General features: G+C 68.7%; 15 protein-coding genes. 2 read left to right on the forward strand and 13 right to left on the reverse strand.

The genetic code is table 11. From position 1 onward, the window contains the following. Positions 1-45: 45 nt before the first annotated feature. Entirely contained in the window at positions 46-1,533 is a 1,488-nt protein-coding gene (locus tag AC3WON_RS17805) for an AMP nucleosidase (RefSeq protein ID WP_011616336.1), read from the reverse strand. 187 nt (positions 1,534-1,720) lie between these two features. Between AC3WON_RS17805 and AC3WON_RS17810 the strand changes: the two genes are divergently transcribed. After that, positions 1,721-2,110: a GNAT family N-acetyltransferase gene (locus tag AC3WON_RS17810; RefSeq protein WP_010814084.1), complete on the forward strand. Its 390-nt coding sequence runs from the start codon at positions 1,721-1,723 to the stop codon at positions 2,108-2,110. Between the two features lie 24 nt (positions 2,111-2,134). Here the strand turns inward: AC3WON_RS17810 and AC3WON_RS17815 are convergent, their stop codons facing one another. From AC3WON_RS17815 to AC3WON_RS17835, 5 genes are all read right to left on the reverse strand, one after another. Then, the gene (locus AC3WON_RS17815) at positions 2,135-2,899 is read right to left on the reverse strand and encodes an NADPH-dependent F420 reductase (RefSeq protein ID WP_492352399.1); all 765 of its coding nucleotides are present in this window, start codon (positions 2,897-2,899) and stop codon (positions 2,135-2,137) included. A gap of 96 nt (positions 2,900-2,995) precedes the next feature. Beyond that, positions 2,996-4,042 (reverse strand): MBL fold metallo-hydrolase, encoded by a 1,047-nt coding sequence (locus AC3WON_RS17820; protein WP_492319335.1) that lies wholly within the window; start codon positions 4,040-4,042, stop codon positions 2,996-2,998. A gap of 200 nt (positions 4,043-4,242) precedes the next feature. Further along, a complete protein-coding gene (locus AC3WON_RS17825; RefSeq protein ID WP_492352400.1) occupies positions 4,243-5,208 on the reverse strand; it encodes a Bug family tripartite tricarboxylate transporter substrate binding protein in 966 nt (321 codons plus the stop codon). Positions 5,209-5,250: 42 nt separating this feature from the next. Continuing rightward, positions 5,251-5,604 carry an AtuA-related protein gene (locus AC3WON_RS17830; protein ID WP_492352401.1) on the reverse strand — a complete coding sequence of 118 codons (354 nt, stop codon included), beginning with the start codon at positions 5,602-5,604 and terminating at the stop codon, positions 5,251-5,253. Positions 5,605-5,616: 12 nt separating this feature from the next. Continuing rightward, positions 5,617-6,978 (reverse strand): acyclic terpene utilization AtuA family protein, encoded by a 1,362-nt coding sequence (locus AC3WON_RS17835; RefSeq protein ID WP_492352402.1) that lies wholly within the window; start codon positions 6,976-6,978, stop codon positions 5,617-5,619. Between the two features lie 113 nt (positions 6,979-7,091). Between AC3WON_RS17835 and AC3WON_RS17840 the strand changes: the two genes are divergently transcribed. Then, positions 7,092-7,997: a LysR family transcriptional regulator gene (locus tag AC3WON_RS17840; protein WP_492319338.1), complete on the forward strand. Its 906-nt coding sequence runs from the start codon at positions 7,092-7,094 to the stop codon at positions 7,995-7,997. 54 nt (positions 7,998-8,051) lie between these two features. Here AC3WON_RS17840 and AC3WON_RS17845 read toward each other — a convergent pair whose 3' ends face one another. From AC3WON_RS17845 to AC3WON_RS17875, 7 genes are all read right to left on the reverse strand, one after another. Then, positions 8,052-8,843, reverse strand: coding sequence for an SDR family oxidoreductase (locus AC3WON_RS17845; protein WP_492319339.1), 792 nt, complete (start codon positions 8,841-8,843; stop codon positions 8,052-8,054). Positions 8,844-8,880: 37 nt separating this feature from the next. Continuing rightward, positions 8,881-10,017, reverse strand: a complete 1,137-nt coding sequence (locus tag AC3WON_RS17850) for an ABC transporter substrate-binding protein (protein WP_010810450.1) — start codon at positions 10,015-10,017, stop codon at positions 8,881-8,883. A gap of 273 nt (positions 10,018-10,290) precedes the next feature. Continuing rightward, positions 10,291-10,803: a hypothetical protein gene (locus AC3WON_RS17855; RefSeq protein ID WP_018309709.1), complete on the reverse strand. Its 513-nt coding sequence runs from the start codon at positions 10,801-10,803 to the stop codon at positions 10,291-10,293. A gap of 224 nt (positions 10,804-11,027) precedes the next feature. After that, on the reverse strand, positions 11,028-12,467 hold the full coding sequence (locus tag AC3WON_RS17860) for an acetate kinase (RefSeq protein ID WP_492319341.1): 1,440 nt from the start codon (positions 12,465-12,467) through the stop codon (positions 11,028-11,030). Between the two features lie 76 nt (positions 12,468-12,543). After that, positions 12,544-13,389: a flagellin gene (locus AC3WON_RS17865; RefSeq protein ID WP_492352403.1), complete on the reverse strand. Its 846-nt coding sequence runs from the start codon at positions 13,387-13,389 to the stop codon at positions 12,544-12,546. 10 nt (positions 13,390-13,399) lie between these two features. Continuing rightward, complete coding sequence (locus AC3WON_RS17870; RefSeq protein ID WP_492319343.1) at positions 13,400-14,098, reverse strand: C39 family peptidase; 699 nt, start codon at positions 14,096-14,098, stop codon at positions 13,400-13,402. Beyond that, positions 14,095-14,529: a hypothetical protein gene (locus AC3WON_RS17875; protein ID WP_492319344.1), complete on the reverse strand. Its 435-nt coding sequence runs from the start codon at positions 14,527-14,529 to the stop codon at positions 14,095-14,097. Before AC3WON_RS17875 ends, AC3WON_RS17870 begins: the two co-directional genes overlap by 4 nt. Positions 14,530-14,696 lie beyond the last annotated feature (167 nt).

Genomic DNA, 14,696 nt, shown 5'->3' on the forward strand with positions numbered 1-14,696 from the left:
CCCGCCCCCCCCCTTCTGCTTTTCCGGATGAGCGCGGGTGCCGACCTACCGGAACGCCGGCTCATCAAAGCTGCGCAGCTTGCGCGAATGCAGCTGCTCGACTCCGTTCTCACGCAGGATGCGGATCGCCTCCAGCCCGATGGTCATATGCTGGCTGACACGCTGGCGATAGAAGGCGTTGGCCATGCCGCGCAGCTTGAGCTCGCCATGCAGCGGCTTGTCCGACACGCACAGCAAGGTGCCATAGGGCACGCGCAGCCGGAAGCCGTTGGCCGCCACCGCCGCGCTTTCCATATCGATGGCAATCGCGCGCGACTGGTTGAAGCGCGCATACAGCGACTTGGACTTCAGCTCCCAGTTGCGGTCATCGGTCGAGACCACCGTGCCGGTGCGCATGCGGGTCTTCATCTCGTTGCCGGACAGCCCGGTCACGCGCGCAACGGCCTCCTGCAGGGCCACCTGGATCTCGGCGATTGGCGGCACCGGCACCCACGGCGGCAAGTCGTGGTCGAGCACGTGGTCGTCGCGCACATAGGCGTGCGCCAGCACGTAGTCGCCGAGCTGCTGCGAGCGGCGCAGGCCGCCGCAGTGGCCCACCATCAGCCAGCAATGCGGGCGCAGCACGGCCAGGTGGTCGGTCATGGTCTTGGCGTTGGACGGTCCCACGCCGATATTGACCAGCGTCACCCCCAGCTTGTCTTCGCGCACCAGGTGATAGGCCGGCATCTGCGGCAGCGCGCGCGGGCGCGAGGCGTCGTCGGGTTCCGCGCCGCCCAGTTCCTGCATCACGTCGCCGGGTTCGACAAAGCGGGTGTAGCCGCCGCCGTCGCTGCTGGCCATCAGGCCCCGGCCCAGCTCGACAAACTCGTCGACATAGCGCTGGTAGTTGGTGAACAGCACGAAGCGCTGGAAATGCTGCGGTGCCGTGCCGGTGTAGTGGTACAGCCGCTGCAGGGCCAGGTCCACGCGCTCGGCCGGGAACAGCGACAGCGGCCAGGCCTCGCCCGGGATCGGCTCATAGGTGCCGTTGGCGATGCCGTCGTCGATGCGGCTCAGCTCGGGCAGCACGAACGATGCCTCCAGCTCGCGCGCCTGGGTGTAGCTGATGTCGGTGGTCGAAGCCTCGATCACGAACGGCAGCGGGATCGGGCGCCGGCTCAGCCCCACCACCACCGGCACGCGGTGATAGCGCATCAGCCGCTCGATCTGGTCGCGGTAGTAGTCCGCCAGCAGGTCGGGGCGAGTCACGGTGGTGCCATAAACGCCCGGGTAGGCCACCGTGCCCCAGGACGGCCGGCTGTCGGTGACCATGGTCTCGATGTTGACCGAGATGCCCAGGTACGGATAGCACGCATGCGCGGCCGAGGGCAGCGGCTTGCCGCTGGCGAAGGCATCGAAGCGCGCGCGCACGGCGCCGACAGAAGCTTCGTAGATGTCGCGGATGCGCGCGATCGCCGCATCCGCGTCGGTGAACTCGGCAAGCTGGTCGGCCGGATGTGCGGAGGAAAAGACGGGGGCGTTCATGGAGGCCATGATACCGCGCCGGCGCGCCGGCGTGAGCAGCACCCGACCCCGCCGGAAGCCAAATTGACGCGCCCGCGCCCGCTCGCTACACTCCGCCAATTGCGCGGCACGGGTTCCCGTGCCGTTCTCGACTCGCGGCGCCCCTGGTGGCAAGGGGCGGCGAGGGGCCGTACACGCTTTACTGGGAGAGCCGCCGATGGAAATCCGTAACCTGTTGCCCGACGACATCGAGGCAGCCAGACAACTACTGATCGCCAACGGCTGGGCCCACCGGGTTGGCGGCCCGGAGAAATTCGCACGGCTGGTGGCCAACTCCCAACGCGTGGTCGTCGCGGTGGAGCACGGCGAGATCGTCGGCTTTGCCCGCGCGCTGTGCGACGACGTCTGCGACGGCTTCCTGTCGATGGTTGCGGTCGCGCCCAGCCACCGCCGGCGCGGCATCGGCCGCGCCCTGGTGCGGCACATCGTGGGCAACGACCCCGACATCACCTGGATGCTGCGCGCGGCGCGTTCCTCCGAAGCCGCATTCTTCGGCCAGCTCGGCTTTACGCCGTCGATGGTGGCAATGGAGCGGCGCAGGCCCTGATCCGCCAGCGCGCCCGGCGCAGCGTCAGCGGGCGCCCATCTTGCGCCGGAACTCCTCGGCCGTACCCACCTGCCGGAACAGCGGCCCGCCCGGAGCGAAGCGATCCGCGCTGGCCAGCGGCCCCACCACCACCGGTTCGAATCCCGCATCGCGCACCAGCTGCGCGGCCACATCGAGCGCGGCCTTGTCGTCGCCGGCGATGGGCACCGCCACCAGGCCGCCCGCCCGGTGGTGCTCGCTGGCAAACTGTGCCGCCCCCATGAAGTTAAAGGCCCGCACCACGCGCGCGCCCCGCAGGTAGCGCGCGGTGGTGATGCCGATGCCGTCACGCCTGACCTCTTCGGTGATCGGGCCATCGCGGTGCTCATAGGCGTTGGTGGCATCGAGCACGATCTTGCCGCGCCAGGCATCGGCATGGTCGCGGCTGAGCTGCGGCAACGCGCCGTAGGGCGTGGCCAGGAACAGTACGTCAGAGAACGCAATGGCCTCGGCCACGGTGCCGGCGCGCGCCAGCGTACCCAATTCTTCGACCAGCGGCTTGAGTGCCTCCGGGTGCCGCGACGAGAACAGGACCGGGTGTCCGGCCTTGACCCACAGCCCGCCCACGGTGCCGCCGATGCGGCCCGAGCCGATCACGCCGATACGCTGCGCGGCGGCCTCGCGGCTGGCCGCCGGGCCAGGCTGGGCGCGCGCGGCGCGCGGCAGGGGCACGGCCAGCACCAGGGCCGCGGCGCCGGCGCCAAGCCAGCGGCGGCGGGCAGGATCGAAGCGGGATGCCTTGGCGTTCATCGCAAATCCTCCGCAGTGGACACGACCATCCGTCCCGTACGTCATACGGGCCGCTGGGATGACTCTAGGCGAAAAGCGATGGCCGTGCGTGGACGGCTAGCGGTCGTTGCGGATCGGACCGAATTCGGCCGGCACCCATGCATACCCGGCCGCATCGCGGCGCACATGGCCAAGGCCCGGGAAGGGCATATGCGCGCCCCCCACCCACAGCCGGCCCTTGGCGGCATCGGCCAGGATGCGCTGGCGCGTGATCACGGCCTGTTTGCTGTCCACGTCAAACTCGATCGCCACTTGCGGGCGGCGGAACTGCACCGCATGGCTGTGCACGATGTCGCCCCACAGCAGCAGGCTGTCCTTGCCCGAGGTGAACAGGTAGCCACTGTGGCCCGGAGTATGGCCATTGGCCGGCACCGCGCGCACACCGGGAACGGGCTCGACACCAGCGCCGCCGTTGAAGGGCCGGAAGCGCTGCGCCGCCTGATACGGCGCGACCGCGGCGCGCGCCATGGCGAACAGGCCCTGCGCCTCCTTCGGCGCGGCGGCGGCATTGGCTTCGCTGAGCCAGTAGTCGGCATCGGCCTTGTCGACATAGACGGTTGCGTTCGGGAACGCCGCCTTGCCGTTGGCGGCCAGGCCGCAGGCGTGGTCGCCGTGCAGGTGGGTCAGCAGCACGGTGTCGATCTGTTCCGGCGCGTAGCCCGCCGCGCGCAGGTTTTCGCCGATGCGCCCGAGCGTGGGCCCGAAGCAGGCAGCCGCGCCCGTATCGACCAGCACCAGGTGGCTGCCGGTATGGATCAGGTAGGCGTTGACCGCGGTCTGCATGCCCGGCGTCGATTCGACGAACATCCGCGCCAGCAGGCTCTGCACCTCGCGCGCGCTGGTGTACTTGAGGATCTTCGGGTCCAGGTCGATGTAGCCGTCATAGAGCGCCGTGACCTCGAGCTGGCCGACCATCATGCGGTAGTAGCCCGGCACCTGGGTCTTCTGCTGCGCCGGCGGCGTGGCGGTCTGCGCAGTGGCGATGGCGGGAAGCACGGCGGCCCCCATGGTGACGGCGATGGCGGCACGCAATACGGCCTGGCGCAGCCCCGGGCGACGGCCCGGCTGTAAGGTTGCATGGCACACCACGGACTGCTGCTTCATATCCTGTTCCTGTTCTGGTTGGTATTGTCGAGGAGTAGGCCGGAGCGGCAAGGCCGCGCGGCCAGGCATATCTTAGCCGGCCCTTGCCCATCAAGGCCGCAAGCACCAAAGCGTACCTACTTCTGCGTAAAAAACGGGGCCGTTTGGCCCTGGCCGTTTGGCCCCGTTTTTCATGCATGGGAGCTTGCGCTGCCCTGCGTTCACTCCGGCTGGATATTCGCCGCCTTGATGATGCGCCCCCACTTGCCGGACTCTTGCAACTGGAACTTCGCCAGCTCCGCGGGCGTGCTGGTGAACACCTCAGTGCCGGTCGACTTGTAGAAGCCGGCCGCGGTATCGCCGCGCGCGGCCTTGACCATCATCGCATTGAGCTTCGCCACCACCGGCTGCGGCGTGCCGGCGGGCGCATAGGCCGCGAACCAGTAGCTCATCTCGTAGCCCTTGACGCCGGCCTCGTCGATGGTGGGCAAGTCCGGCGCCAGCGGCGAGCGCGCCTTGCCCGACACCCCCAGCGCGCGCAGCTTGCCGCTCTTGACCTGCGGCAGGCCGGTGGCCGTGTCCGTGATCATCATCTGGATCTGGTTGCCGAGCAGGTCGGTGATGGCCAGCGGGTTGCTCTTGTACGGCACGTGCAGCAACTCCACATGCGCCATCTGCTGGAACAGCTCGCCGGCAATGCGCGACGACGAGCTGCCGCTGCCGAAGCTGAGCTTGCCCGGCTGCTGTTTTGCCAGCGCGATGAACTCGCCCACGGTCTTGGCCGGGACCTGCGGGTTGACCACCATGATCTGGCCGCCGCGGCCCAGCGCGGTGATCGGCGCGTAGTCCTTGACCGGGTCGTAGGGCAGCTTCTTGAACAGGTGCTCGTTGGCCGCATGCGTGGTGTTGGTGCTGATCAGCACGGTGTAGCCGTCCGGCGCGGCCTTGGCCACGTCCGACGCGGCGATGAAGCCATTGGCGCCCGGCTTGTTGTCGACCACCACGGTGACCTTGCTGTCCACGGTAATGGCCTGGCCGATGGCACGCGCCAGCTGGTCGGTGGCGCTGCCGGCGGCGAACGGCACCACGAAGCGGATCGGCTTGTCCGGGAACTCGGCCCAGGCCTGCCCCGCGGGCAGGACCAGCGCAACCGCGGCAACGGCCAGTGGCTTGAGAAATGGGTACATCGTGGTCTCCTGGTGAAATCGTTGTTGGTGTGAAGCGATGGATCAGTGGCTAGCCGCGGTGCCGGACGCGAGCCGCGGCGGCACCGGGATCTCAAGCTGCAGCAGGCGGAACGACAGCGCCTTGCCGTGCGTGTCGAGGTTGAGCGCGTCGTTGACGCCGCCATCGAGCACACCGTCGAGGACGAAGTTCATCGCCTGCAGCGACGGCACCAGGTAGCGCGTGACGGCCGTGGGCCGGCGCTCGCGGAACAGCGCGCGCACGGCGTCCTCGGTCACGTGCTCGACCAGGTGGTCGTAGTCGCGCGCGTCGTAGGCGATCACGCTGATGTTGGAACGGTTGCCCTTGTCGCCGGTGCGGCCGTGGGCGAACTGGTAGAGCGCGGCAGTGTCAGTCATGGTCGGACCTCTTCAGGCAATGAAGGAATGCGTGGCCGCCACGGCCTCGCGCGGCACCAGGCACGACACCGCATTCAGGCGCGCGCGCTGCGCGGTGCGCACGCCGCCGCCGCCGGCCGGGCCGCAGGTATAGAGCGCATTGACCTCGCGCTGCAGGGCCTGCGCCACCGCCAGGTCGTGATGCGCCAGCGCGGCGCGCAGGCGCACGTCCTGCGCCGCTTGCTCATGCGGCTGGCGCTGGGCGAACATGGCGCCGCCATCGTCGGCCAGCACGCTGAGCACGCCGATCAGGTCGAAGCGGATGGGTGCGTCATGGCCCAGCAACTGCATGCGCCGGCGCAGGATGTCGGCGGCCAGCCGCGCGCGGGCGGCGGCATTGGGGCCGGCGTACGAGATCTCGCCCTCGGCCAGCCAGCCGCCGTGGCTGAACACATTGGCCTTGAGCTGCGCCGGTCGGGGATGGCCGCGCACATTGCGCACCGCCACGCGGTCGGGGGCCAGTTGCGTGACCGTGACCGTACCAATATCTGCGACCACGTCGGGCGTCAGGTACGCGGCCGGATCGTGGACCTCGTACAGCAGCTGCTCCTTGACCGTGCGCAGGTCGACGCAGCCGCCGGTGCTGGCGGCCTTGAAGATCTCGATGCCGCCGTCCTCGGCCAGCTGCGCGATCGGGAAGCCCACCGCATGCACATCGGGTACGTCCTTCATGCCGGGATCGGCAAAGTAGCCGCCGCTGACCTGCGCCCCGCATTCGAGCAGGTGGCCGGCCATGGTCGCGGCGGCCAGCCGGTCCCAGTCGTCCCACGACCAGCCGAAGTGCGCCATCGCCGGCCCCACGGCCAGCGCCGGATCGGCCACGCGTCCGCACACCACCACCTGGGCGCCGGCAGTGATCGCCTCGGCGATGCCCTGTGCTCCGATATAGGCGTTGGCGCAGACGAAGCGATCGGCGTCAAATGCATCGCCAAGAATGCCCTGCAAGCGCGCGCGCCCCGTATCGTCGGACAAGTCATCGCCCTCCACGACTGCAACGCGCGGCGCGGGCAGGCCCAGTTCCTGCGCCAGCTGCAGCACGCGCCGCGCCGCGGCGCGCGGATTGGCGGCGCCGAAATTGCCGACGATGGGAATGCGGTGTTGCAGGCACAGGCCCAGCACCGGCTCCAGCAGCGCATCGAGCAGCGGCTCGTAGCCCTGTGCGGGATCGTTGCGCCGCGCCAGCTGCGCCAGCGCCAGCGTGCGCTCGGCCAGGGTCTCGAAGATCAGCGCGGCCGGCTGGCCGGAGGCAATCAGCGTGCGCACCACCGGCAGCGCGGCATCGGTGCGGTCGCCGGAGAAGCCGGCGCCGGAGCCGATCAGCAAGGGAGCAGTCATGGTCGGGGGCAGGTTGTTGGTGGGGTCGATCCCATTCTAGGGCGGGTACGTTCAGCCAAAAAACGGATTATTTGGATTAATCTATCGATTTAGTGGATAAATCCGCCCGGCCCATGAACCTCTCGGTCAAGCACCTGCGCGCCTTCGTGGCGCTGGCCACCTACCGCAACTTCACGCGCGCGGCGCGCGCCTGCCACCTGTCGCAATCGGCCTTCAGCGCGCTGGTGCAGACGCTGGAGGAACAGGCCGGCAGCCGGCTGTTCGAACGCACCACGCGGCATGTGGAGCTGAGCAGCGACGGCGTGCGCTTCGAGCAGACCGCGCGCCGGCTGCTGGCTGATTTCGAAACCGCGTTCGAGGACCTGCGCGCGCACGCCGAGCGGCGCAAGGGGCGGGTGTCGATCGCGGCGCTGCCGTCGCTGGCCGGCGGCGACTTGCCGCCGCTGCTGGCGCAGTTCCGCGCGCTTTATCCGGGCATCGCGCTGGAGCTGTTCGACCAGCTCGCCGACGGCTGCATCGAACTGGTCCGCCAGGGCCGCGCCGACTTTGCACTGGCCCCGGCACCGGCCGAGGACGAAGACCTGCGCGTGGAGCCGCTGGTGCGCGACACCTTCCACCTGGTGTGCCCGGCGGACCATGCGCTGGCGCGCAAGCGCCGCATCACGCCGCAGATGCTGGCGGGCCTGCCGTTTATCCAGCTGTCGCGCACGACCAGCGTGCGCCAGCACCTGGACGCCGCGCTGCATCCGTTGCGCCTGACCAGCGTGATGGAGGTGGAGCACCTGGCAACGGTGGCGGCGCTGGTGCAGGCGGGGCTGGGCGTGAGCGCGGTGCCGTCGCTGGCGCTGTTTCAGTTCCGGCGCGAGGGGCTGGCGATCCGGCCGCTGCAGCTGCCGTCGCTGGTGCGCGATATCTGCCTGGTGCGGCTCAAGGACCGCGGCGACTCGGCCGCGGCAGCCGCGATGATCGACTGCCTGCAGGCGTTCTACCGCGGCGGCAAGCCGCCCGCGCGGCGCTGAAAACCCGGCAGGAGCGGCACGCAGAATTGGGTACGCTTTGCTGCCGATGGCGCCTCAGAAGTGCCCGAGATAGCCGCCGTCCACGGCCAGCACCTGCCCGGTGACATAGGATGCGGCCGGCGACGCCAGGAACACCACCGCCCCCGCCACTTCCTCCGGCTGGCCCCAGCGGCCCAGCGAGGTGCGCTGGCGCAGCCACTCGGCCACGCTCTCGTCCTCGACCATGGGCTGGTTGGGCTCGGTAGCGAAGTAGCCCGGGGCGATCGCATTGACGGTGACGCCGTGCCGCCCCAGGTCGGCCGCCATGGCGCGCGTGAGCGCATCCAGGCCGCCCTTGGTGGCGGGGTAGAGCACGTCGCCGGCACGCGCGACCTGGCCCGCGATCGAGCTCACATTGACGATGCGCCCGTAATCGCCGCCGCGCATGCGCTGCGCGGCGAGCCGGCACAGCGCGTAGGGCGCCACCAGGTTGGTCTCGAGCATGGCGCGCAGGTCGCCGGCATCGAGCTGCGCCATGGTGCTGCGGTTGCGCGCGCCGGCGTTGTTGACGAGGATGTCGAGCCGGCCATGGGCGGCGTCGATGCGGTCGAACGCGGCCGCCACGGCGGCTTCATCGGTGATATCGAGCACCAGCGCCTCGGCGCTGCCGCCGCGCGCGGCCAGCGCGGCGACGGCCGCTTGCACGCGCTGCGCATTGCGCGCCACCACCAGCACATGGGCGCCGGCGTCGGCCAGCCCGGCGGCAATCGCCAGGCCCAGGCCCTGCGCGCCGCCGGTCACCAGCGCCACGCGGCCGTGCAGCGAGAACGGGGTACGGGAATCGGGGGAGGGGGTAGGAGTAGCCATGCGGGGGACTATACCGCAGCCCCCCTGCCCGCGGCTTTCAGCGGATCAGCTTGCCGGTGGACGAGACGATCGACATTTCCACGAACGACGAGCCGGTATGGCGCTCGGCGCTGTAGCTGATCAGGATGCCGCCAAGGTCGTAGTCGCGCATGCCTTCCAGCGCCGTGACCAGGCGCTCGCGCGTCAGGTCGGGGCCGGCGCGGCGCAGCCCTTCGACCAGCACCTTGGCCGACATGAAGCCCTCCATGCCGGCGTTGGACGGCTCCACGCCCTGCTGCTTGGCCAGGCTGCGGTATTCGCTGGCCAGCGTCATCTGGCTGGAGTTGGTGCCCGGCACCACCTGCGTGATGATCAGCCCGCGTGCATCGTCGCCCAGTTCACGGATAAAGGAATCGGCCGCGTTGTTGGACAGCGTGACGAACTGTGCCTCGCTGCCCGCGCGGCGCAGTTCGCGGATGATGCGCGCCGCCTCGGAGCCCGAGCCGATCACCAGTACCGCCTGAGGGTTGGCCTTGTTCATGGCGGCCACGCTCTGGGTGATATCGCCCATGGGCCGGGCAAAGCTCGCCGTCGCCGCCGGCTGCACCCCACGCGCCTGCAACGCGGCGCTGTAGCCTTCGAGCACGTCCCGGCCAAAGCCGTCGTTGGCGTAGAAGATGCCGATGCGGCTCATGCCCGAGGTGGCCAGGTGGTTGATCGCGCGCGCCACCTCGTCCTGGTACTTGGCGCGCACATTGAACACGTAGCGGTTGACCGGCCGGTGCAGCGTGATGGCGCCTGTCAGCGGCGCCACCAGCGGCACCTTCTGCGCGGCGATGATGGGCAGGATGCTTTCGTTCTGCGGCGTGCCGCGCACCATGAAGAGCGCGAACACCTTGTCCTCGTCGATCAGCTTGCGCACATTGTCGGGGGTGCGCTTGGCATCGAAGCCGTCATCGTGGGTCACCAGCTCGATGCGCCGCCCGGCCACGCCGCCGCTGGCGTTGATGGTGCGCAGGTACACCTGCGCGCCGGCGATCTGCTCCTTGACCGAACCGGCCACCGGACCGGTGACGCCGGCCGACTGGCCGATGCGGATGGTGTTGCGGGTCACGCCCGGTTCCGCCAGGGCCGTCTGCGCGGCCCATCCCAGCGTGGCGGCCAGCATGCCGCACGCGATCCATTTCGCTTTCATTGTCTCGACCCCTTGCGCCTGTCCGGCTGGCTTCATCGTTTTATTGCGGCACGGCATGGACGGCCGTGCGCCGTCACGCAAGTTACCGCATGCGTCTCATGGGGGCAAACCGGGAAAGTTCGGGGTGTTGCAGCAGCCTCACACCGGAACCGCGCAGGCAGTTCCGGTGCGAGCCGGGGCGCGCCAAAGGATGCGCGTCAAGGCGCGCCGCAAGGGCGCGCGCAAAGAGATGCGACAGCGCTGGACGACAACCAGCGGCGATAAGCCGGTGGCTTAGGGGAAAGCCGGTACAGCCGGGTCCAACCCCGCAAAGCTGGCTTCCGGATGCGCGTTCGCGAGCAGGGTTTCGATTTCCTCGACACGGCCGCGCGGCACGTCGACCATCAGCAGGATCTTGCCGGCCTCGATGTCCTTTTCGAACGCACGCAGGCGGCTGTTGGGTGCCGAGCTGCCGATCATGCTCGAAGCCCACGCGCCAAACACCGCGCCCAGCACCGCCAGCACGCCGACGAGGCCCCACTGCGGGGTGTCGCTGACGATCGGGAACATCGCCACCACCACGCCGGCCACCACGCCCACGCCGCCGCCGACCATCAGGCCCATCTCGGCGGCATGCACGATGTCGGAGGTCTGGAACAGGTTGGCTTCATGCAGGCCGGTCATGTCGGAGCCGTCGCGCGCCACGAAGTGGATGTGGCGGTTCTCGAGCCGGGCAAGCAGCAGGTCGTCCATGGTGCGACGGGCACTCGCCAGGTCGGGCAACAACCAGAAGATGCGTTTGCGCATGTCTCTCTCCTTTTTCAGGCCGCACCGCCGGTGAGTTTGAACCTGGTCAGAAAGTACCGCTGGCGGCGCGGGGTTATTTCTTTGTACGCCGTTCAAGGGGCCAGCGCAAGGCGCGTTTCCGTGCCTGCGCACCCTCGCCGCGGATGTGATGCGCACGTGCCCCCGCACATGCGGGGCACGCGTCACGTCAGGCGGAAATGCGCAGAAAAGCGCAGAAAAGCGCGTCAGAAAGTGATCGGCAGGCGCAGGTTCACCTGCAGGTCGGGGGTGTCGCGCGTCAGCCCCGCACCCACTGAGAGGTTCACCGTGTAGCGGTTGTTGAAGCGGTACGAATAGCCCACCAGCAAGGTGCCCTGGGTCACGCGCACCGAGCCCGGCACGGTCTGGCCGTTTTGCTTGGTCGGCCAGATGATGGCCTGGTCATAGCCGATGCTGAACGACGCCTTCTCATTGAGCGACAGGCCCATGCCGAAGCTGAACTCGAAGATGTCGCCCGGGGCGATCTTGCCGAGATTCTCCTTCTCGCCGTTCAGCACGGTACGGCTCACATTGTCGCGCGCAAAGTTGTGCAGGTAGCTGAAGGTGCCGAAGAACACCGCCGGGTCGGTCGGCAGCAGCCAGGTGATGCCGGGCTGGAGCGCCTGGAAGCCGGTGCCGGTGGGCAGCCCGAGCGGCAGGCCGGTGCCGGTGGCATTGCCCACGCAGCGCGTCACGCAATCGGTCACGACTTCGAACGGGTCCTTGCCGGTATTGGACTTGTAGCGCAGCCAGCCGACGAAGTACGGAATCTTCTCGTTGCCGTAGTTGAGCTGGTAGCGCACCGTCGCCTCGACGTCGCCGATGCCGCTGCCGCTCGCATTGAACACGCGGTCGACGGCCGTGCCGGTGAAGACCTCGCGGCTGACGGTCTGGCCCGATGAGTGCACGTAAGGCACCTTGGCTTCGATTTCCAGCCGCTTGGTCAGGCCGTAGCGAAACGCGACCGACGGAATGTAGGTCGAGGTCTTGACCTCGCGCACATCGACCAGGCCGATCAGGATGGCCGGGATGACCGTGTAGCCGACCAGCGCGACGCGGTTATTGGACGAATAGCCGTACTGGAAGCCGGGCTCGATCACCAGCTTGCCCTGGGCGGTCAGCACACCGGGCTGGTCGATGATCGGCGCGATCTCGGGCGGACGGCGGTCTTCCTCCGGCGGGCGGCCCACGGGTTCTTCCAGGGCCACGGTCTGCCGGTCGGCGGACTCGCCCGCCTGCGGACCCTGGGCCATGTCCTGCGGTGGCTGGAGAATGATCTGCTGCGGGTTGTTGACCGCGTTGGGCGCTGGCTGGGTGGCGCTGGCAGCGGCCGCCGCGGTGGCGGCGTTGGTGGCGTTGTCGGACGGCGACACGCCGGGCCCCGCGCGCTGGCCGCCGCGCTTGTTGGCCAGCACCTCGGTGCCGATCACGTTGCGCAGTTCGCGGATCACCGCCTCCTGTTCGGCCAGAGCCCGCTTCATGGCGTCGAGCTGGCTGGCCTGTTCGGCAAGCTCCTTCTGCAGTGCTTCCAGTCCGGCTGCGGGTGGTCCCGCATCCGGCGGCGTCTGGGCCTGCGCCAGGCCGCCGAGCAACAGTAACGTCGAGCATCCCGCATTGCGAATGCCCTGCATCGACCGCTTCTTCATGACGTCTTCCTCCCCCGGGACGGCAGACTGTTCTTGCAGGAGCCTGCGACCTGTACTGCCCGATGCCTCGCTACGACTACCTCATGCTTGCGGCCCGCATCAGCGCGTTGTTCAGCGTGGTGTTGGCCAACTGCGACCGGAATGCCTGCAGCGTATTTACGCTTGCGTCGATTGTCATCAGGCTCCGGATGCTCTGGTTGTTCAAGGTGTTCTGGATCACGGTCGTTGGCGTCCCCGCCAGCGATCCCACCGATGCCGCATTGCCCGGGCCGTTCTGGATCACGTTCAGCAGCCCGTTGCTCACGACCTGACCGGTGGCCGTATTCACCACCGCCGCCGGCAAGCCGGCCGCACCGCTGGCGCCCGAACCGGCCCCGGGCGTGCCGGTGCTGCTGGCCGAGGCGCCATTGGCCGCCGAGGTGGCGCTCCCATCCGAACCGGCCGCGCCCGCCGCCGCCAGCGCGTTGGCGACCGCCGTATTGGTGCTGGCAACGATGGCCGGGCCCAGCGTCGAGGCAAGCCGCGCGGCCTGGTCGGCAGTGATGCGGCTGACATCGGGGATGTTAATGCTGGTGGCAACCACCAGGGCGCCGTTGATGTACACCGCGCGTTCGATACCGAACGAAACCTGCAGGCCCGGCATCTCGAAGCCGCCCCGCATGTCGTCGAGCTTTTCGTGTGCAACCGGTTTCCAGCCGGCCATGCTGCCGCGTGCGGCAGCCAGAGGGTTTTGGTCCTGCCCGTCGCTCGCGGGCATGGCGCCCTGCGATGGAAGCGCCGACGCGTCGACGGCGTCGGGCTGTGGCAGCATGGTGGCCTGTGCCGTGCCGGCACAGGCCAAACCGGCGCCGAGCAGCATCGCCGCGGCCGCATGACCGGCGCTGCGAGGGGCTGCTGGGGTCGGGAAGGAAGTCTGCAACATGATGCGTTCCTCAAAAATCGCCCGCGCCATGCTTGGGCATGACGGTGAAGAACAGGCTATCCCGGTTGACTCCCATCCAGTAAGGACCGCTGGGCGCAACGCGCCAGTCGGCTGCAAGGTTGAACCGCGCCCGTTCGGTGCGGTTATGGATCACGAACAGCAGCTGGCTGTCCCAGATCTGCTCGAAATGCTCGCGTGACATCGCGCGCGTGCCGCGTGCGGGATCGCCGATCAGCACGCGGTCGCCCTTCACGCCCTTGACCACCACGAAATGGTGGTAGCCGTTCTCCACAATCAGCACGATGGCCGGCACCTGCGTCTCTTCCAGCTTGGACAGTGGCAGCTCGTAGCCGTCAGCCTCATAGCCGAGCGCGGCCAGGAAGCGCTTCATGTCGAGCAGCGAGAACCCCTCGGCGCGGATCTTCTGCTGGTCGCCGTTGAGGTACATGTTCTGGAAGACCGTGGCCTCGTTCATCGGATGGCCGTACTGGTAGCTCAGCAGCGTGGCCACGGCGGCCGAGCCGCAGCTGAAGTCGAACTGCTGCCGGATCGTGGACTTGAAGCGCGCCTCGCGCACGCTCGTGACCCGGACGCTGTAGGGCTCGCCGACCGGCCCGTATATCAGGGTGTCGGCAGCCTGGGCACATGGAACGCCCCCCGCGGCCAGCAAGAACGGTACAGACGCCAACAGGTTTCGCAGCGGCTTCATTGCTTGAACTGGACGTTGACGATAGTGGCGTTCTGGATCAGTACGTTGGAGCCCGAGTTCTGGATCGCGGTGGGAATCCCTGCCGCATTCGAGAAGGCCCCGTCCGCGATGTTGTTGGTGCCGGACAGAATATTGACCGCGGCGTTGTCGGCCACGGTACCGTGCAGGCGCATATCGTTGACCGTGACTTCGGCGCCGCCACGAATGTCATCCAGTTTAGACACGGGTACGGCTTTCGCCACCCCTCCGAACAAGGAAGTTGCGGCCGCCGGCTGCGCGGTGGTTGCAGCCGTGTCCGGGGCTGTGCCAGAGGCAGCGCGCGCCGCGGCCATGGCGGCGTCCAGCCCTGGCGGCTCAGCGTGCGCCTGCAGCACTGGCCAGGCGAGTAAGACCGTCGCGAATGCGCCGACGGCGAAGCGGACCGATTGCATGATGTCGTCTCCCCTTGCCTGCCGGCCGCCCCCATCCGGGCGGCTGCAAGGCAATCAGGCTTGCTTGGGGCATGACAGGGCCCGCGCGCCCGCACACAGGATGCGGGCGCCGGTCCTGCCGGCATGAGTGCGAGCTGCCGGCCTGGCCCGGGCACAAGTCCCGGGCC

This window comes from Cupriavidus sp. FW305-46 (assembly GCF_058787075.1).